This is a genomic window from Methanoregula formicica SMSP, assembly GCF_000327485.1.
Classification (GTDB): domain Archaea; phylum Halobacteriota; class Methanomicrobia; order Methanomicrobiales; family Methanospirillaceae; genus Methanoregula; species Methanoregula formicica.
In genome coordinates this window covers 2666263-2679636 of the sequence record NC_019943.1, presented here as the reverse complement: position 1 = coordinate 2679636, position 13374 = coordinate 2666263, and the positions used below count along the sequence as shown (strand labels likewise).

The 13374-nt window shown below is 57.1% G+C and carries 23 protein-coding genes; 12 read left to right on the top strand and 11 right to left on the bottom strand.

Annotation, left to right across the window (positions count from 1 at the left end; translation table 11 throughout):
- The 8 genes from METFOR_RS13500 to METFOR_RS13475 all read left to right on the top strand — a co-directional run bounded on the left by METFOR_RS13500 (position 1) and on the right by METFOR_RS13475 (position 4940).
- A complete protein-coding gene (locus METFOR_RS13500) occupies positions 1–438 on the top strand; it encodes a hypothetical protein (protein WP_015286716.1) in 438 nt (145 codons plus the stop codon).
- Positions 435–734, top strand: coding sequence for a helix-turn-helix domain-containing protein (locus METFOR_RS13495; protein WP_048111007.1), 300 nt, complete (start codon positions 435–437; stop codon positions 732–734). Before METFOR_RS13500 ends, METFOR_RS13495 begins: the two co-directional genes overlap by 4 nt.
- A gap of 351 nt (positions 735–1085) precedes the next feature.
- Complete coding sequence (locus tag METFOR_RS15465) at positions 1086–1310, top strand: hypothetical protein (protein WP_148277698.1); 225 nt, start codon at positions 1086–1088, stop codon at positions 1308–1310.
- 37 nt (positions 1311–1347) lie between these two features.
- Positions 1348–1659, top strand: coding sequence for a hypothetical protein (locus METFOR_RS15460; RefSeq protein WP_015286714.1), 312 nt, complete (start codon positions 1348–1350; stop codon positions 1657–1659).
- A gap of 44 nt (positions 1660–1703) precedes the next feature.
- Complete coding sequence (locus METFOR_RS13485) at positions 1704–2075, top strand: DUF134 domain-containing protein (RefSeq protein WP_015286713.1); 372 nt, start codon at positions 1704–1706, stop codon at positions 2073–2075.
- Between the two features lie 159 nt (positions 2076–2234).
- Complete coding sequence (locus METFOR_RS15690; RefSeq protein WP_015286712.1) at positions 2235–2393, top strand: DUF5320 domain-containing protein; 159 nt, start codon at positions 2235–2237, stop codon at positions 2391–2393.
- Positions 2394–2402: 9 nt separating this feature from the next.
- Positions 2403–3998, top strand: coding sequence for a methyl coenzyme M reductase system, component A2 (gene atwA / locus METFOR_RS13480; RefSeq protein WP_015286711.1), 1596 nt, complete (start codon positions 2403–2405; stop codon positions 3996–3998).
- 48 nt (positions 3999–4046) lie between these two features.
- Complete coding sequence (locus METFOR_RS13475; protein WP_015286710.1) at positions 4047–4940, top strand: Mrp/NBP35 family ATP-binding protein; 894 nt, start codon at positions 4047–4049, stop codon at positions 4938–4940.
- Between the two features lie 818 nt (positions 4941–5758).
- Here the strand turns inward: METFOR_RS13475 and METFOR_RS13470 are convergent.
- Genes METFOR_RS13470 through METFOR_RS13460 form a run of 4 tightly spaced genes read right to left on the bottom strand, consistent with a single transcriptional unit; the run spans position 5759 to position 6979 of the window.
- On the bottom strand, positions 5759–6226 hold the full coding sequence (locus METFOR_RS13470) for a hypothetical protein (RefSeq protein ID WP_015286709.1): 468 nt from the start codon (positions 6224–6226) through the stop codon (positions 5759–5761).
- The gene (locus METFOR_RS13465; protein WP_015286708.1) at positions 6223–6480 is read right to left on the bottom strand and encodes a hypothetical protein; all 258 of its coding nucleotides are present in this window, start codon (positions 6478–6480) and stop codon (positions 6223–6225) included. The genes METFOR_RS13470 and METFOR_RS13465 overlap by 4 nt, the downstream gene beginning before the upstream one ends.
- Positions 6480–6629: a hypothetical protein gene (locus METFOR_RS15685; RefSeq protein WP_015286707.1), complete on the bottom strand. Its 150-nt coding sequence runs from the start codon at positions 6627–6629 to the stop codon at positions 6480–6482. The genes METFOR_RS13465 and METFOR_RS15685 overlap by 1 nt, the downstream gene beginning before the upstream one ends.
- Positions 6626–6979, bottom strand: coding sequence for a hypothetical protein (locus tag METFOR_RS13460; RefSeq protein ID WP_015286706.1), 354 nt, complete (start codon positions 6977–6979; stop codon positions 6626–6628). Before METFOR_RS13460 ends, METFOR_RS15685 begins: the two co-directional genes overlap by 4 nt.
- Before the next feature lie 479 nt (positions 6980–7458).
- Here METFOR_RS13460 and METFOR_RS13455 point away from each other — a divergent pair, with 479 nt between their 5' ends.
- The gene (locus METFOR_RS13455) at positions 7459–7830 is read left to right on the top strand and encodes a transcriptional regulator (RefSeq protein WP_015286705.1); all 372 of its coding nucleotides are present in this window, start codon (positions 7459–7461) and stop codon (positions 7828–7830) included.
- A 174-nt stretch (positions 7831–8004) separates the two neighbouring features.
- On the opposite strand, the gene METFOR_RS13450 is transcribed toward METFOR_RS13455, so the two are convergent.
- A complete protein-coding gene (locus METFOR_RS13450; protein ID WP_048111004.1) occupies positions 8005–8349 on the bottom strand; it encodes a cupin domain-containing protein in 345 nt (114 codons plus the stop codon).
- Positions 8350–8353: 4 nt separating this feature from the next.
- Positions 8354–8605, bottom strand: coding sequence for a hypothetical protein (locus METFOR_RS13445; protein WP_052310803.1), 252 nt, complete (start codon positions 8603–8605; stop codon positions 8354–8356).
- An 18-nt stretch (positions 8606–8623) separates the two neighbouring features.
- Between METFOR_RS13445 and METFOR_RS16020 the strand changes: the two genes are divergently transcribed.
- From METFOR_RS16020 to METFOR_RS13435, 3 genes are read left to right on the top strand one after another with little or no spacing between them, the layout of a single operon-like run.
- Positions 8624–8869 carry a DUF6448 family protein gene (locus METFOR_RS16020; RefSeq protein ID WP_052310802.1) on the top strand — a complete coding sequence of 82 codons (246 nt, stop codon included), beginning with the start codon at positions 8624–8626 and terminating at the stop codon, positions 8867–8869.
- Between the two features lie 13 nt (positions 8870–8882).
- A complete protein-coding gene (locus tag METFOR_RS16015; RefSeq protein ID WP_015286703.1) occupies positions 8883–9020 on the top strand; it encodes a hypothetical protein in 138 nt (45 codons plus the stop codon).
- A 28-nt stretch (positions 9021–9048) separates the two neighbouring features.
- On the top strand, positions 9049–9270 hold the full coding sequence (locus tag METFOR_RS13435) for a ferredoxin (protein WP_015286702.1): 222 nt from the start codon (positions 9049–9051) through the stop codon (positions 9268–9270).
- 31 nt (positions 9271–9301) lie between these two features.
- On the opposite strand, the gene METFOR_RS13430 is transcribed toward METFOR_RS13435, so the two are convergent.
- From METFOR_RS13430 to METFOR_RS13405, 5 genes are all read right to left on the bottom strand, one after another.
- The gene (locus METFOR_RS13430) at positions 9302–9856 is read right to left on the bottom strand and encodes a DUF2179 domain-containing protein (RefSeq protein WP_015286701.1); all 555 of its coding nucleotides are present in this window, start codon (positions 9854–9856) and stop codon (positions 9302–9304) included.
- A gap of 751 nt (positions 9857–10607) precedes the next feature.
- Entirely contained in the window at positions 10608–10982 is a 375-nt protein-coding gene (locus METFOR_RS13420; RefSeq protein WP_015286699.1) for a hypothetical protein, read from the bottom strand.
- 12 nt (positions 10983–10994) lie between these two features.
- Complete coding sequence (locus tag METFOR_RS13415) at positions 10995–11336, bottom strand: hypothetical protein (protein WP_015286698.1); 342 nt, start codon at positions 11334–11336, stop codon at positions 10995–10997.
- Positions 11337–11427: 91 nt separating this feature from the next.
- Complete coding sequence (locus tag METFOR_RS15455; protein WP_015286697.1) at positions 11428–11622, bottom strand: hypothetical protein; 195 nt, start codon at positions 11620–11622, stop codon at positions 11428–11430.
- Positions 11623–12753: 1131 nt separating this feature from the next.
- Positions 12754–13356, bottom strand: coding sequence for a DUF2179 domain-containing protein (locus METFOR_RS13405; RefSeq protein WP_015286696.1), 603 nt, complete (start codon positions 13354–13356; stop codon positions 12754–12756).
- Between the last annotated feature and the right edge of the window lie 18 nt (positions 13357–13374).

The window sequence follows — 13374 nt, the reverse complement described above, 5'->3', positions numbered from 1 at the left end:
ATGACCACGTTTTCAAAACTCCTGTTTGCCGGGCTCTTTGGCATCCTGTACACCGCGTTCGGCCTCACGATGATACTATCGGCGCTCCTGCCCGGGGCTGCTGAGATTACGTTACCGTGGATGATCCCGACCGACCCGGCCGGCGGGTTCGTCCTCTGCATTGTTGGTACCGTCTTTCTCTTTGCCTGGCAGAAACTGGCAGCGGCCTCGGGGGACGGGTACGCGTTCCTGTGCATGGGAATGGCCCTTGCCGCGCTTTTCGGTATCGTGGCACTGGTCGCCGGCCTGGCCCGGGGGATTGAGATGCTTGTCTTCGGTGACGGGGAGCCCTGGAGCCCGGCCGGGCTCCTTGTCCCGATGTTCTGGCTCGCCCTTGTGCCATCCCTTGCGCTCTTCACCTGGGGCCGGGTATTCATGCATGACCTGGTGGGGGCATGATCATGGCCGGTGTCACCGCGACAATCGCCCGGATGGTGGGCAGCGGGAACGCAACGCTTGCGGAGTGTGCGGAGCGACTCGGGCTTTCCCGGGAACAGCTGGAGAACCGGCTCCGGCTCATGGAACGGCAGGGATATCTCGCCCGCAGGAACGAGGATGCGGCACCGGGCGGGAACGCGTGCAGCTGCGGGCACTACTGTTCCGGTTGCAGGAGGATCCGGGACCTGCCGGCCCCGGTCATCTTCATCCTGACCCCGAAAGGAGAACGCCTTGTGGGTGGTGAGGGGAGCGGGTGATGGGTGGGGTGCCGGAAAGACGCCTCCCCGGTCTTCCCTGTTCACCGATCTCCGGCTTGCAGTCCGATCGTTGAACCGGGAGGTCCTATACTGACATTTTTCCGGGGCTATTCCTGCCTCTGTAGGGGAAAATGTCTCCAATAATCTTTCCTTTTCAATTCATTGTACTCTAATTCGCCAAAAAGTGCGACCTGCCAGAAACAGGCAATCCAAAACAGCATCCGATTCGAAAATAAACCGATTTACGGCCCCCTCTTTTTTTTCTCAGGATTCCTGTAACAATGCCAAGCTTTTAACCATTTATGCGCATATGAGTAATTATCGTACGACAAGCGTACGGTTGGTGAACACATGCCAGAAGAGACCACACATACCACACCCCGGCAAAACGACGATGACAACCTCCCCCTGCATACCTGTGCATGTGGAGAACAGCACCGGCACCGCCCGGGCGGCAGCCGGAGCCACCGTGATGAATGCACGTCCGAGAAAAAATTCGGCGACTCCTGTTGCTGCGGGCCGAACGCCGGCTCGGGAAACCAGCACCGCTGCGGCCACGGGCCACGGTGCCAGTGAGATCTTCTCTCACCCGATTTTTTGGAGTTTTTCAGTCATGCACCGCCATCCGGAAGTCCCTGAGCTGCTGGAGCAGTACATGGAAGCATCCAGAACAGCAGAGTGCTGGGTAACGGTCCGGGAATTTCGTTCCTTTTTCCGGATGGACGAATCGGCAGGCCCCGCCATCTCGGGATTCCTCCAGCGGATCCACCACGGGCCGTTCCACGCATGCCGGTACCGCGTCACCCGCATGGAGAAGTTCCGCGACACTGCACCGCCCTACCGGATTATCAAAAAGTATCTCGTGCAGGCCCGGCCTGCCCCCCGGTCATCCCGCAGTGCTGCAGGGAGAGAAAAAAACCGGTAAACCTGTTATACTATTCAGGCTCCAGTATTATTCAGGAACAGCGTATGGCAGCAGAAGAGAATCCTGTAATGAACGAGTGCCCCCGGCGCGGGCGGCCCCGCGTCCGGCGGACGATTGCGGGTATCTCCGAGTCCCGTTGCTACAAGCCCTGTTGCTGCGAGGGGGAGGGGGAAGGCATCACCCTCCAGCCCGAGGAGATCGAGCTGATCCGGCTCATCGACCTCGAAGGCCTCGAACAGGAAGAAGCTGCCGAGAAGCTGGGCGTCTCAAGGAAGACTGCGTGGCGCGACCTTCACGAGGCGCGCCGGAAGATCGCCGATGCACTCGTGAACGGCAAAGGAATCCAGATGGCCGGCTGCACAAAAGCTGCCGAGGGCCGGTGCCCGAAGTGTCCGCGGGATAATTCACCGGAATAACTTTTTTTTCAACCAGGCGGGCGGGAATGCCCGGCATGCCGGCTGCCCGTGAGGCAGCCGGGAGATGCACGCCGGCGCCCGTTCCGCAAGACTCCTCTTTGATCCCAATCCTTAAATCTTTATGCTCATATGTGTAATAATTCCGTACGAGGAAGTATCATGCCGAACTATGACGGGACCGGGCCGCTGAAACGGGGGCGGGTTATCGGGAGGGGGATGGGACCCTGCCATGCCCATCCCGGGGAATGCCTGCACAACGAAGACCTGCCGGAACAGGTATCCCGGCAAAAGAAACCTGTGGAACCTCATTGGGAGTGAGAACCGACCATGCCACAACCGTTTATCAGCGTGTCTGATCTCTGCATGGAGTTTGACGAGACCCGGGTCTTGAACAACATCTCCTTTGAGATCCCGGAAGGCGAGGTCCTCGGGGTCATCGGCAGGAGCGGCGCCGGGAAGAGCGTGCTGATGCACCTCCTCCGGGGCGTGGAACAGCCCCCGACGAAAGGGTCGGTTGTCTACCACATGGCAGCCTGCAACCGCTGTGCATTCATGGACGTGCAGAGCCAGGCAGGCGGGAAATGTCCCGAGTGCGGTGGGGAGCTCGTCGCGGTTGACGTCGACCTCTGGGACGAGAAAAGCGACGGGATGAAGTCCCGGGTCATGAACCGGACCGCCATCATGTTCCAGCGTACGTTCGCCCTGTACGGCGACGACCGGGTCATCGAGAACGTGCTCCACGCGCTCGACGATATCCGTTACCCGCAGGAGCATGCAGTGAACCGCGCCGCCGACCTGATCGACCAGGTGAAGCTCTCGCACCGGATGATGCACATCGCCCGCGACCTCTCGGGCGGGGAGAAGCAGCGGGTGGTCCTTGCCCGGCAGCTGGCCAAGAACCCGGCCATGCTCTTTGCCGATGAACCCACGGGGACTCTCGACCCCGAGACGGCGAAGCTTGTCCATTCCATGCTCATCGATGCTGCAAAAAAGAACCGGATGGGGATGGTCGTCACCTCGCACTTTTCGCAGGTGATCGAGGACATGGCCAACCGGGCGATCCTGCTCGCCGATGGCGAGATCGCGGCCATCGGGTCACCGGACTCCGTCATCAAATCCTTTGCAAAGGGGTACCATGAACTCGAAGAGACCAGCGTTGCAGAGGTCGGGGAGAAGATCCTTGCGGCCCGGGACGTGACCAAGCGTTACATCTCCGTGGACCGTGGCGTGGTGAAAGCGGTCAACAGTGTCACGTTCGATGTTGCCAGAAAAGAGATCTTCGGCATCATCGGTAAGAGCGGGGCGGGCAAGACCACGCTTTCCCGGATCATCTCCGGCGTGATCGAGCCCACGGGAGGCGAGATGAACGTCCTGATAGGAGACGACTGGGTGGACATGACCAAGCCAGGTATCGACCAGCGGGGCAGGGCCAAGGAGTACATCGGCCTCCTCCACCAGGAATACGACCTCTTCCCCCACCGGAGCGTGCTCGACAACCTCACCGACTCCATCGGCCTCGAGATCCCCAAGGAACTGGCGGCGAGGAAGGCCGTTGTCACGCTCCGGATGGCAGGTTTCACCGAAGAGAAGGCAAAGGCCATCCTGAACCGGATGCCCGGCGAACTCTCGGACGGGGAGCGGCACCGGGTGGCGCTCGCCCAGGTGCTGATCCGCGAGCCCCGGCTCGTGATCCTCGACGAGCCGACCGGGACCATGGATCCGATCACGAAGCAGGACGTGAAGCACTCGATCCTGCATGCCCGCGACGAGATGGACGAGACCTTCATCGTGGTCTCGCACGACATGGACTTTGTCCGCGACATCTGCGACCGGCTTGCCCTGATGCGGGGCGGGAAGATCCTCTCCATCGGCCCCACGGAGCAGGTCCTGGCCCAGGTGACTGACGAAGAGAAGGCAGACTGATCACGAATAACCCCCCTGTTTTTTTGAAATTTTCCCTGAGATGAGACTATGACACAAGAGACACGAAAAAATCCCGATACCTGCGATGAGAACTGCACCGATAACTGCGATACCTGCCCGTCAAAGAAGACTGCCGGCGCACCCAAGGGACTGCCCCCGAAAGCAAAGATCGACGTAAAGCACGTCATCCTCGTGCTGAGCGGGAAAGGCGGGGTGGGCAAGTCCACCGTCTCCGTCAACCTCGCGTTCGCGCTCGCAAACCACGGGAAGAAGACCGGCATCCTCGACCTTGACTTCCACGGGCCCAACATCCCCAAGATGCTGGGCATCGAGGACCAGCGGCCTGCGGTCACCGCCAATACGATTGAACCCGTCCACGTGACCGGCAACCTCTCGGCCCTCTCGATGGCGTTCCTGCTGCCGGACACGAGCACGCCAGTTGTCTGGCGCGGCCCGATGAAGATGACCGCGATCCAGCAGTTCCTTGCGGAAGTGCACTGGGGGGCGCTTGACTATCTCGTGGTCGACCTACCGCCCGGTACGGGCGACGAGGCGCTTACGATCGCGCAGCTCGCCCCCAATGTCCGCGGCGCCGTGATCGTGACAACCCCGCAGGAAGTCGCGGTCATGGATGCCATGCGGGCGGCGAAGTTCATCGAGAAACTGGACCTGCCGGTACTCGGTGTCATCGAGAACATGAGCGGGATGGTCTGCCCCCACTGCGGCGGGGTTGTCGACCTGTTCAGTACCGGTGGCGGGAAGAAGGCAGCAGAGGACCTCGGCGTCCCGTTCCTCGGGGCAATCCCGCTGGACCCCGAGATGGTGAAAGCCGGCGACGACGGGCGCCCCTACATCCTGCGGCACGCGGACTCCCTCACGTGGAAGGCCGTGGATGCCGTGATGGAACGGCTGGTCCGGGAGATCGATGCACCGAAGGCATAGGCCCGGCCTGCCATTCTATTTTCAGGAGCCATGAGAAAATACAACGGCATCCCGGAACTGCTGGAGCAGTTCATGCAGGCAGACGGCTCTGACGAGCGGTGGGTGACGGTGCAGGAACGCGCGACCGCTATGGCCTGACACGGTATCAGTGCAACACCGTTTCGGGATTTTTGCGCCGGATCCATGACGGGCCGTTTGGCCAGTGCCCGTGTATCGTTCTCCGCATTGAGTTGATGGAACGACGGAATCCTTCCGATCCACCGAAATATCAGTACCTGGTGAAACGAAAAAAGCCGGGATACTCTCCGGATCACGGCAACCAAGTCCAAACACAGATTTGGCTCCAAGATCCCCGTTGAATGCACAAGGGGGGTCCCCACCCGGTCTCTCGCACACTCCAGTCCATGGATCGTAATCAGATCCTCAAACCGGGAGTTCCTATACTGGCATTTTTCCCGGGCATTATCCGTCCCTGTAGGGGTAAATCCCCCCGAAAATCGCTCTGTTCAAAATAACTGTACGTTAATTCGCCAAAAAGTGCGATCCTCCGGAAACCGGTTTTCCAAAATAGCCTCTGATTCGAAAACGGGGCGATTTACGAGGATTTCAGATTTCTGGGGTCCGACCCGAATAACAGCCTCAACTACGACGCTCTCCGACAATGGGGATATTCGGGGAACCAAAACGCCAGCCTGTCGACCGCTGGTGGAGATTCCTTTTGTAAACAATCGCTGGTTCAGGTTTTCGACCTTCACCAACTCGATGATTCTGGCGAATTATCTCATTGCTTGGGTCTTGCGACCCTCAAAAAAAGAGGGTTATTTTGGCGGTCCCAGGAACGGGCAGGTGTACGTGTGCTCTGCTGCCGGAACAATGCCGGGGAGTGCCTTCGGATCCGGCCCGGGCGCATTGCCCCGGAGGCGGCTTTTCCCTGGTTCCGGAGGAGGCAGTTCGGATGGGATCTCCACGATCCGGTCGCGCAGGATCAGGAAATACTGCCATGTTCCCGCAGAAGTCCGGACCCAGATCTCACGGATGAAGACCGGCGTTGCCGGGACCCGGCGGATCCGGGCAATGTCCCGCGGGTAGGCCGCAACGAGGTCCTCTGCCGTGATGGCGATCAGCTTTGTCCCCCTCACGCGGACGGCGATCGTGAACGAACTCAGGTGGATAGAAAAGTCATAGAGCGTACCGCGGCCTTTCGAGTTCTCGCAGGTTTCCCCAAGACGGCTGGCGATCTGCTTTGCCTCCTTCAATCCTTTTCCCGGTGGAGGGCCGCGTGTCACGGGAACGCCCCTCCTGTAACCACTCTTTTGTCCGGGTTTCTGGAATTCTGCACCCGGGCCGGCATCCCAAGAGCGGGCATCAGCTCGCGGGGCAGGGTCTTTGTCCGGATCGAGACGCTGTAGTGGTGGTGCTCCGTCCGCTTCACGCTGATCCGGTAGATCCGGTCGCCCATCTTTTTGATCTTCCCTTTTATTTTATCGGGAATGAGGAAGAGCGGGATCCCGGTCTCTTCGTTTAAGCGTATGCGGGCCATCACGCCCACCGCCGCTGCCGGAATTTTCCGATTGTCCGCTCGAAGCCGGCCAGCTTGTTCCGGAGCCGGCCGGGTATCTCTCCGGACCATCTGTCGTCATGTACGAGATGGACACCGGGATGTGGCAGTTCCCCCACGGATCCGGTCATTGCGGGGCCCCCGCGTCATTGGCGTGTTCTTTCCGGTTCACCACGGGAAGATCCGCTTCGATATCTTCCATGCGGTACTGGAGATCGATCATCCTCCGCAGGAGTTCCCCGTTCATCCGGTCCTGCCGTTCCATGAAGGAACAGACAAGGTCCCGTAAGGCATTCTCGAATTTCACGTACGGGATCTCGGGATCGCGTTCGTTTAAAAGAGCCAGGGTCTGTCTCCGCATCGACCCCCGGGGAGCGGGGGCTGCCCCGATGTGCTGACCGCGGAGGCCGGTACGGCGCTCCACGAGATACGGAGTAGTCTTTGCAGGATCTGTACAGGGTTTGTAATTTTTCGATACCATCCTATCACCTCACAGGTGTGGTTGCTGTTCTTCGTTCGTTACCGCGAAGTCACACAATCCCCGTGAGATGATTCCGAAATACTCCCGTTAACCCTACAATCCGGGAGTATCCGGCCGTTCCCAGACGGGAACGAGCATGGAATCATCCGGGAGATGGCATTCCTTCTGTCACCTCTATCATTTCCGGCTGCCCTCTCACTGCACACACGCACCCCGGAGGGGGCGCGGTTATGCACGTGATTGCAAAATTCTTCGATATTTTTTATTAAATATTCGGACGATAGGATTGGTTTGTTGATCTATCTTCCGGGTTACATGCTTCATGCCGTTACGAAGCGAAATGCGCCCGGCTTGCCGGAATATATTTTTCATTACGAATAGTTTTCCGTCCTGAATTCGGGACTCATTCGCCCCCCTAACCAAAATGCATTTAATGGTATAATAATAACAGGATGAATCAATCCAAAAGGAAATGAATCATGATCGAAAAAACAATCCACCTGTTTACGGACAAGGAGGAGGAATTCATCAACCTCCTTGTCAGGATCGGAACAAAGCAGACCATCGCAAAGACGCTCGTGCTTTTTGCAAGACTGAAGACGGCCACAAGCTATGACATCGAACACGGGGCAGACCTCCGCCAGCCCGAAGTGAGTGTTGCGGTGAAGTACCTTGAAAGGAAAGGCTGGATCGAGAACCGGGAATCCGTTACCCCCAATAAGGGGCGCCCGATAAAGATCTGGACCCTGAAAGTGCCTTTCAAGAATATCCTTGACGCCATCAGCAGGGAGAAGCAGGGCGAGCTGAAGGCACGAATAGAGATGATCGGGAAGGTCAGGAATTTTGCGTGAATGGCCTGAATCCCGGCCTAATTCCTTTTTTTACAATCCGTGGCACTCTCTTTCGCGCAGGTTTACCAACCCGGGCATGGACTGGACAGGAGGACCGGCATTTCCTCGTACATTCCGTAAAGAACAACTGCACCGTGCAAAGCATTGCTCCGCGACCGCCTCGCCTAAAAAAAGTTACCGGAGTCTGGTGTCTTTTCCTTTTCCTGTGGTAAGGATCTTCACGACGAGGATACGAACCACAGCATTACTCTCGTTCTTCCAGGTGTGTGCAATCATCGCGGGACTCTCCACAACAGAGTCCCTGCCAACGCTCTGCCGCTCCTCACCGGTTTCAACGACACCCGTTCCCTCAAGCACGTAGAAAAAGACAGCGACCGGTGTGACGTGCTTCTTGAGCGATTCACCGGGCTTCAGCGTGATGACCACGGCTGAGGTATCAGGGGCTTCGAATACTTTCCGTACATCGACATTGTGCGGATTTTTCACTGATTCCAATTGTGCTACTTCAGTAATTTTCATCTCATTATATCTGTTTAACTGGTACATACGGCAGGAGCGATAAGAGCGCGGATCGGATCGTTTCCATTCCGACACGCTCCATGAACCGGGCGGTCCTCTCATGGGATTTTGCATGGATCCGGTAAAATTCGGCAAGCCTCTCAGCGCAGTCAAGCGCATCCGCTGCCGACAGGTTGCGGGCGATGATGTCTGCGAACCGTGGCCGCGTCCCGGCATTGCCCCCGAAGAGGATCGTCCATCTCTTGTTCGTCCCCATGATGCCGATGTCCCGGGTATGGCTCTCGCCGCAGCAGCGGGGGCAGCCCGAGACCCGATCTTGATCTTCGCCGGGAACGTCCTGTCCCTGAACCGTTCACCGACCGCCGGGATGAAACCTGCCGGCCTGAGCGAGGGCCCGGTCGTGCCAAGAGCTGAGAAAGCAATCGAGACCGGCGCTCCCAAAGAAACGATCGATTTTATCCTGAAAACCGTTGAGGACGATCTTACCCACCGCTTCCATCATGTCATGGAAAAGGAGTAGTATGACGTGAACGATGTTGCTGCCGGCAGGGAGTTCAATAGAAGCCTTCATCGGCTGGGTCGTGTATTCCCATCACCTGTACGTGAATGTGACAAGCACCGCAGGCCACGGGGAGCAGCACAGCGAAAAAGCCGGGTGCGGGCACCACTAATCCTTTTTGGGGAGTCCGTTTCATCAGAGTGAGCATCTATCGTTCAACCAGTGTCAGCTGCGATTCCTGCCGGGATGCCTGCCCGGGCTTCTTTGAACAGAACCCGGATGACACGTTCAGCCAGGTTGTTGAAAAATACCGTTTGGGCGGGAATCCCGGGACAGGGACGCCCCTGTCAGATCTTGAAGCATGCGCACAGGATGCTGCGGATCTCTGCCCGGTGCAGATTATTACCATTGATGGTTCCTGAGCACCGGATCATCCCGGTTGTAAGTGATTCGTCAACTGTATCCGGTGAAACCCAGAATGCCCCTGCGGTTCCGCGTGCCGAAATAGATCTCCCGCTCACTCATCGTTGAGACATCCTCGATGGTGAAATGCGCATCGGGATACTTCGTCTTTAAGACTTCAAGCAGGCGTCCCGTCTCTTTTCTTGGCACCATACTCAGCAGGACCGCGACGGACGAGACGAACTGGCCGGCGCCATTAATGCGGGTAGTCCCGTACCCGAGATCCCCCAGATGCCGGATGAGCGGTTCCGGATCTTTTGTGCAGAAGATCCTGATGATGACCGTGCCAAGGCCGATCCACGATTCGATGGTCATGCCAAGGAGTGTCCCGACACCATATCCCAGCATGTAGGCGACAATACCGGGAATATTGTCAAGGTTCGTCAGGACAAGCCCGGTGGAGAGCACCCATATGCCGATCTTCAGCGTCCCGATTCCCGACGCGAGATACTTGTGGCCTTTCGTTACGTACACGAGCCGGATCGTCTCCATGGTTGTCTCGACAATCCGGGCAACAAGGATGATTAAGGGTAAGACAAGGTCCATTATGCATCCATAACCTGTGACCGCAACTCACGTACGGTAGCGTATCCGTCCGTGAGTATGTGTGTTTTGTGGAGTACCGGCCTGTTGTCCCTGCGTGCAGGAGCCTCCCGCGCTGTATTTCCCGGGCCGCACGATCCTGTCTGGCTAACGGGTTTGGAAATTTTTTGGGGCATTGTGCCGGCAGTCCTTTGCGACCCTGCCCTCCGGTATTGTGCCCCCCTCATACCGTGAGCGGATCCAGACGTGAGCCCCAAAAGGGGCATTCCGGCAAACCGGCAATGCGCCGGTGAAGAGTTACAGGTCGTCATGGAGCAGATCGAATGCCGGTTTATCGCGGAATAGCAAGCGATAGAAGACCTTCTTTATGAGAAAAACCAGTCTTTTCCACACGCAAGGTACCTCCGTTTATGGACAGGCCTCTTTTGGCACCGGAGTGCTGTCCCCAGTCTTCTTCCGGATGGATTATGGAGCCGGGCCGCCCGGAATAATAAAAGGGCCGGCGGGGCAGCCGGTCCTTCTTTTGGGATATCAGGTATCCCCCGGTTCTGGTGTCTGCCGGCAGGATCAAAAATATGCGGACCACAAGAATACCGGCTACCGGCCGGGGCTGCCCCGCATTCCGGGAATTCCTGTTTTTTTCCGTGAATTACTCTCGTTCTCCTTTATCCAGCAGTGATAGTGGTAGGTTTTGTTATCCTTCCAGACGGTGTCATCGTGAATGAGCAGCAGCTGACCGCACCGGTTGCATGGCTTACGTATCCATCTCATGGGCATTGTTTTCTTCATCAGTATTACCTGCTTTTGCATTGCGGATATCCCGGGTCCTGATGCCCGCCTGGTTCAGCCTGTGCCAGATAACCGAGGGAGGGACATCGAACTCCTGTCCGATGCGATAGGTACTCCACTGGTCATCAAGATAGAGATGGACAATTTTTTTCATATCGAGATCGTACCGCTTTTTCACGTCCGACCGGTTCCGGGTCGGGATGCCTGCACGGAGAATGACGTTCCTCGCACCGCCATGAGTGATCTTCCCTTCGAAATACCGCTCAATCTGGTAAGGGCTCATTCCCCCCCGGTATAGTGTGATAATCTCTTCCTCCATCTCATCAGGTGTACGTTTCATGCTTTTTTGTATCTATTGCAATAGATAATGAAATTTTCCGCGTGCATATTCATGGATTGAACACCCCGGCGTCCGGCATCCCCAGCGTTCTTCCCCGCTTTGTCCTGACGCAATCGGGAACATCGGCTTCCGGCAGACACCGCAGGGGATCTTCCTCACGGATCGTTTCACAATCTCCCCCTTGCGCTGGACGATGTCGAAAAGGCAGGCGATGCCCGGCCTGTCCGGCAGGGCAACGATTGCCGGACACCGGGAACAATCGCGGGCATCGTCGCAACTCGGCCGGGTCCGGAGTGCAAGCGTCCGGATGTCCTGAATGGCGATGTAGATCTTCTCCATTTTCTGATTACTCATAGTATCCTCCTCCTGCGTTCATTTCAGGAGCCTGGTATTCCCGTTCAATCCCGTAATTCCGGGAGGGCCGCAACAATGTGAACCGGTACCGTTATTCAGATGGCAATCCCAGTATCCATACGACAACGCACCAGAGGATCAGGAGCATCACGAGCCCCCAGAAAACCTGGTTCACGGTATAATAATCCCTCCCCGGGACCGGCCGTTTCACTTCCGAAAAAGCCGGTCTTTGCCGGGGCTGCTCCGGATCCCGTTCCAGATCCGGGTTTTTGTGTGAAGATTCCATGGGGCCCCTCCTTTCTGTATACCTGTACCAGGCCGCTGTAGGCCCGCGCTTCTCATCAGGCTGCCGGCAATCGATCCTGCGCTGTTCATACCGGGTGTATCCGTCCCTGTAAGGTGTGACTCCCCGCGATCCGGTTTCCGGGGCCGGCCGGTCACCCACGAAGGGGGAACATCTCACCGGCTCTGGCAGAGCGTACGGTGTTTAAATCTATTATAATACATACATGTCTCCCCCATCATATAAACCTACCGACGTTTCAGGCCCTGCTGCACGAACCATGCCCCTTCAAAAGCCTGAGAGGGATGTCCCGGCAGGCACCACATCACCACCGCACCCCTGCGCCCCCCCCGAAACTACTTATTGTTGTCTGCCCCACTCCGAATCCGGAGTGATGCGATGAGTTCGGGTATACTATTGTGTAATGGCTCAAACCGGATCAATCTGAAAGATAATTACACTTCAAACGATCTCCAGTCCATCATCGAAATAATGCAAGTCCCGTTTACATTTTCAGCTATTCCATAAACCCTCCTCCTCTTTTTTGGTAATACGGTCTTCTGGCAAAGGGCAGTATTCAGCTTCCATAACCATTGCCCGGATACGCTGCCAGGTAATGCCCGACGAACATGCACTACAGGTCATGACGATGAGTATTCATGTATTCTGCACGGGTTGTGAACACATCTTAAGACGGATGGTCCCGGGAATCCATTCGCCGCACGTTGAGGAAATACCGTGCCCGGCCCGGTTCAACCCGATGGAGGGGAAATGGGACCCGGCGCATGGGATCAACCCGTACGAATGTCCGCGAAACCCGCAGTTCGTACAGCTGCTGCAAAGGCGGAACGCACGTTCATCCCGCATCGGGTAACGTGATTGGAATAATCTCCCCTTTCTCCCGGTACACTTTTCACCCGGAATGCCGGTTATGGCGGTCTCATCCTCCGGTGTCCCGGTCTTTCCTGCGAACCTGGCATCGCAGGCGTTTTCCTGATGGTTTTTTGCATCCGTATACCCGGAACTGTTTTTTTAAAGCGGCCTGAAAACCGGCTGGTATGAGATCATACCATCAGTTTTATGGCTGCAGATCGCGATATGCCCGGCCTTCTTTAGTCAATTGCACGTCCGTTATTATTTCTTCCGGCCCTGGCCGGCAAGGGTGTGCACCATTCCCAAAAAGGACCGAAAGTCCCGGGGCCGGAACACCCCTTCGTTCACGTACCGCACATCCTCGATAGAGAAGAACGCCTTCGGATTGATCCGGTCGATGCGGCCCGTGATACGGGAGATCTCCGACCGCTGGACGAGCGAGAGGATCATCGTCACGGATCCCCGGGAGCCCTCGGCTTCGATACAGGTCACTCCATGGTTCTCAGACTGGAGAGAGGATACGATTGCATCGCGGGATTCATCGGCTGTGACAATCCGGAGGATAACCATGCCGAGGGATAACCGTTCTTCAACAACGAGCCCGACGTAGGTCCCCATCGCAAACCCCAGCGCGAACGCGAGGAAGTTTGCGATATTGGCAAGATCGTTCATCACAACCCCGGCCGCCAGCAGCCAGATCACGATCTCGAAGAACGCGATCACTGTGGCAAGGAGACGGATCCCTTTTGAAATGAAAACGATGCGTACCGTCTCCATCGTAACATCACAGACGCGGGCCAGAAAGATCAGCAGGGGCAGAATCACCCATGCATACAATTCAGGGCTGATTATGAAAAGTGCCATTCACTCGCCTAATGGTGT

What these genes read in the sequence shown, in the direction of transcription:
- METFOR_RS13485 (WP_015286713.1), top strand. Translation starts at nt 1,704, where the DNA reads ATGGCAGCAGAAGAGAATCCTGTAATGAACGAGTGCCCCCGGCGCGGG.
- METFOR_RS13455 (WP_015286705.1), top strand. Translation starts at nt 7,459, where the DNA reads ATGATCGAAAAAACAATCCACCTGTTTACGGACAAGGAGGAGGAATTC.
- METFOR_RS15460 (WP_015286714.1), top strand. Translation starts at nt 1,348, where the DNA reads ATGCACCGCCATCCGGAAGTCCCTGAGCTGCTGGAGCAGTACATGGAA.
- METFOR_RS13405 (WP_015286696.1), bottom strand. Translation starts at nt 13,356, where the DNA reads ATGGCACTTTTCATAATCAGCCCTGAATTGTATGCATGGGTGATTCTG.
- METFOR_RS13415 (WP_015286698.1), bottom strand. Translation starts at nt 11,336, where the DNA reads ATGAGTAATCAGAAAATGGAGAAGATCTACATCGCCATTCAGGACATC.
- METFOR_RS13430 (WP_015286701.1), bottom strand. Translation starts at nt 9,856, where the DNA reads ATGGACCTTGTCTTACCCTTAATCATCCTTGTTGCCCGGATTGTCGAG.
- METFOR_RS16015 (WP_015286703.1), top strand. Translation starts at nt 8,883, where the DNA reads ATGTTGCTGCCGGCAGGGAGTTCAATAGAAGCCTTCATCGGCTGGGTC.
- METFOR_RS13450 (WP_048111004.1), bottom strand. Translation starts at nt 8,349, where the DNA reads ATGAAAATTACTGAAGTAGCACAATTGGAATCAGTGAAAAATCCGCAC.
- METFOR_RS15690 (WP_015286712.1), top strand. Translation starts at nt 2,235, where the DNA reads ATGCCGAACTATGACGGGACCGGGCCGCTGAAACGGGGGCGGGTTATC.
- METFOR_RS13500 (WP_015286716.1), top strand. Translation starts at nt 1, where the DNA reads ATGACCACGTTTTCAAAACTCCTGTTTGCCGGGCTCTTTGGCATCCTG.
- METFOR_RS13495 (WP_048111007.1), top strand. Translation starts at nt 435, where the DNA reads ATGATCATGGCCGGTGTCACCGCGACAATCGCCCGGATGGTGGGCAGC.
- METFOR_RS15685 (WP_015286707.1), bottom strand. Translation starts at nt 6,629, where the DNA reads ATGACCGGATCCGTGGGGGAACTGCCACATCCCGGTGTCCATCTCGTA.
- METFOR_RS13465 (WP_015286708.1), bottom strand. Translation starts at nt 6,480, where the DNA reads ATGGCCCGCATACGCTTAAACGAAGAGACCGGGATCCCGCTCTTCCTC.
- METFOR_RS13445 (WP_052310803.1), bottom strand. Translation starts at nt 8,605, where the DNA reads ATGGGGACGAACAAGAGATGGACGATCCTCTTCGGGGGCAATGCCGGG.
- METFOR_RS16020 (WP_052310802.1), top strand. Translation starts at nt 8,624, where the DNA reads ATGGCTCTCGCCGCAGCAGCGGGGGCAGCCCGAGACCCGATCTTGATC.
- METFOR_RS13475 (WP_015286710.1), top strand. Translation starts at nt 4,047, where the DNA reads ATGACACAAGAGACACGAAAAAATCCCGATACCTGCGATGAGAACTGC.
- METFOR_RS13460 (WP_015286706.1), bottom strand. Translation starts at nt 6,979, where the DNA reads ATGGTATCGAAAAATTACAAACCCTGTACAGATCCTGCAAAGACTACT.
- METFOR_RS13420 (WP_015286699.1), bottom strand. Translation starts at nt 10,982, where the DNA reads ATGAAACGTACACCTGATGAGATGGAGGAAGAGATTATCACACTATAC.
- METFOR_RS15455 (WP_015286697.1), bottom strand. Translation starts at nt 11,622, where the DNA reads ATGGAATCTTCACACAAAAACCCGGATCTGGAACGGGATCCGGAGCAG.
- METFOR_RS15465 (WP_148277698.1), top strand. Translation starts at nt 1,086, where the DNA reads ATGCCAGAAGAGACCACACATACCACACCCCGGCAAAACGACGATGAC.
- atwA (WP_015286711.1), top strand. Translation starts at nt 2,403, where the DNA reads ATGCCACAACCGTTTATCAGCGTGTCTGATCTCTGCATGGAGTTTGAC.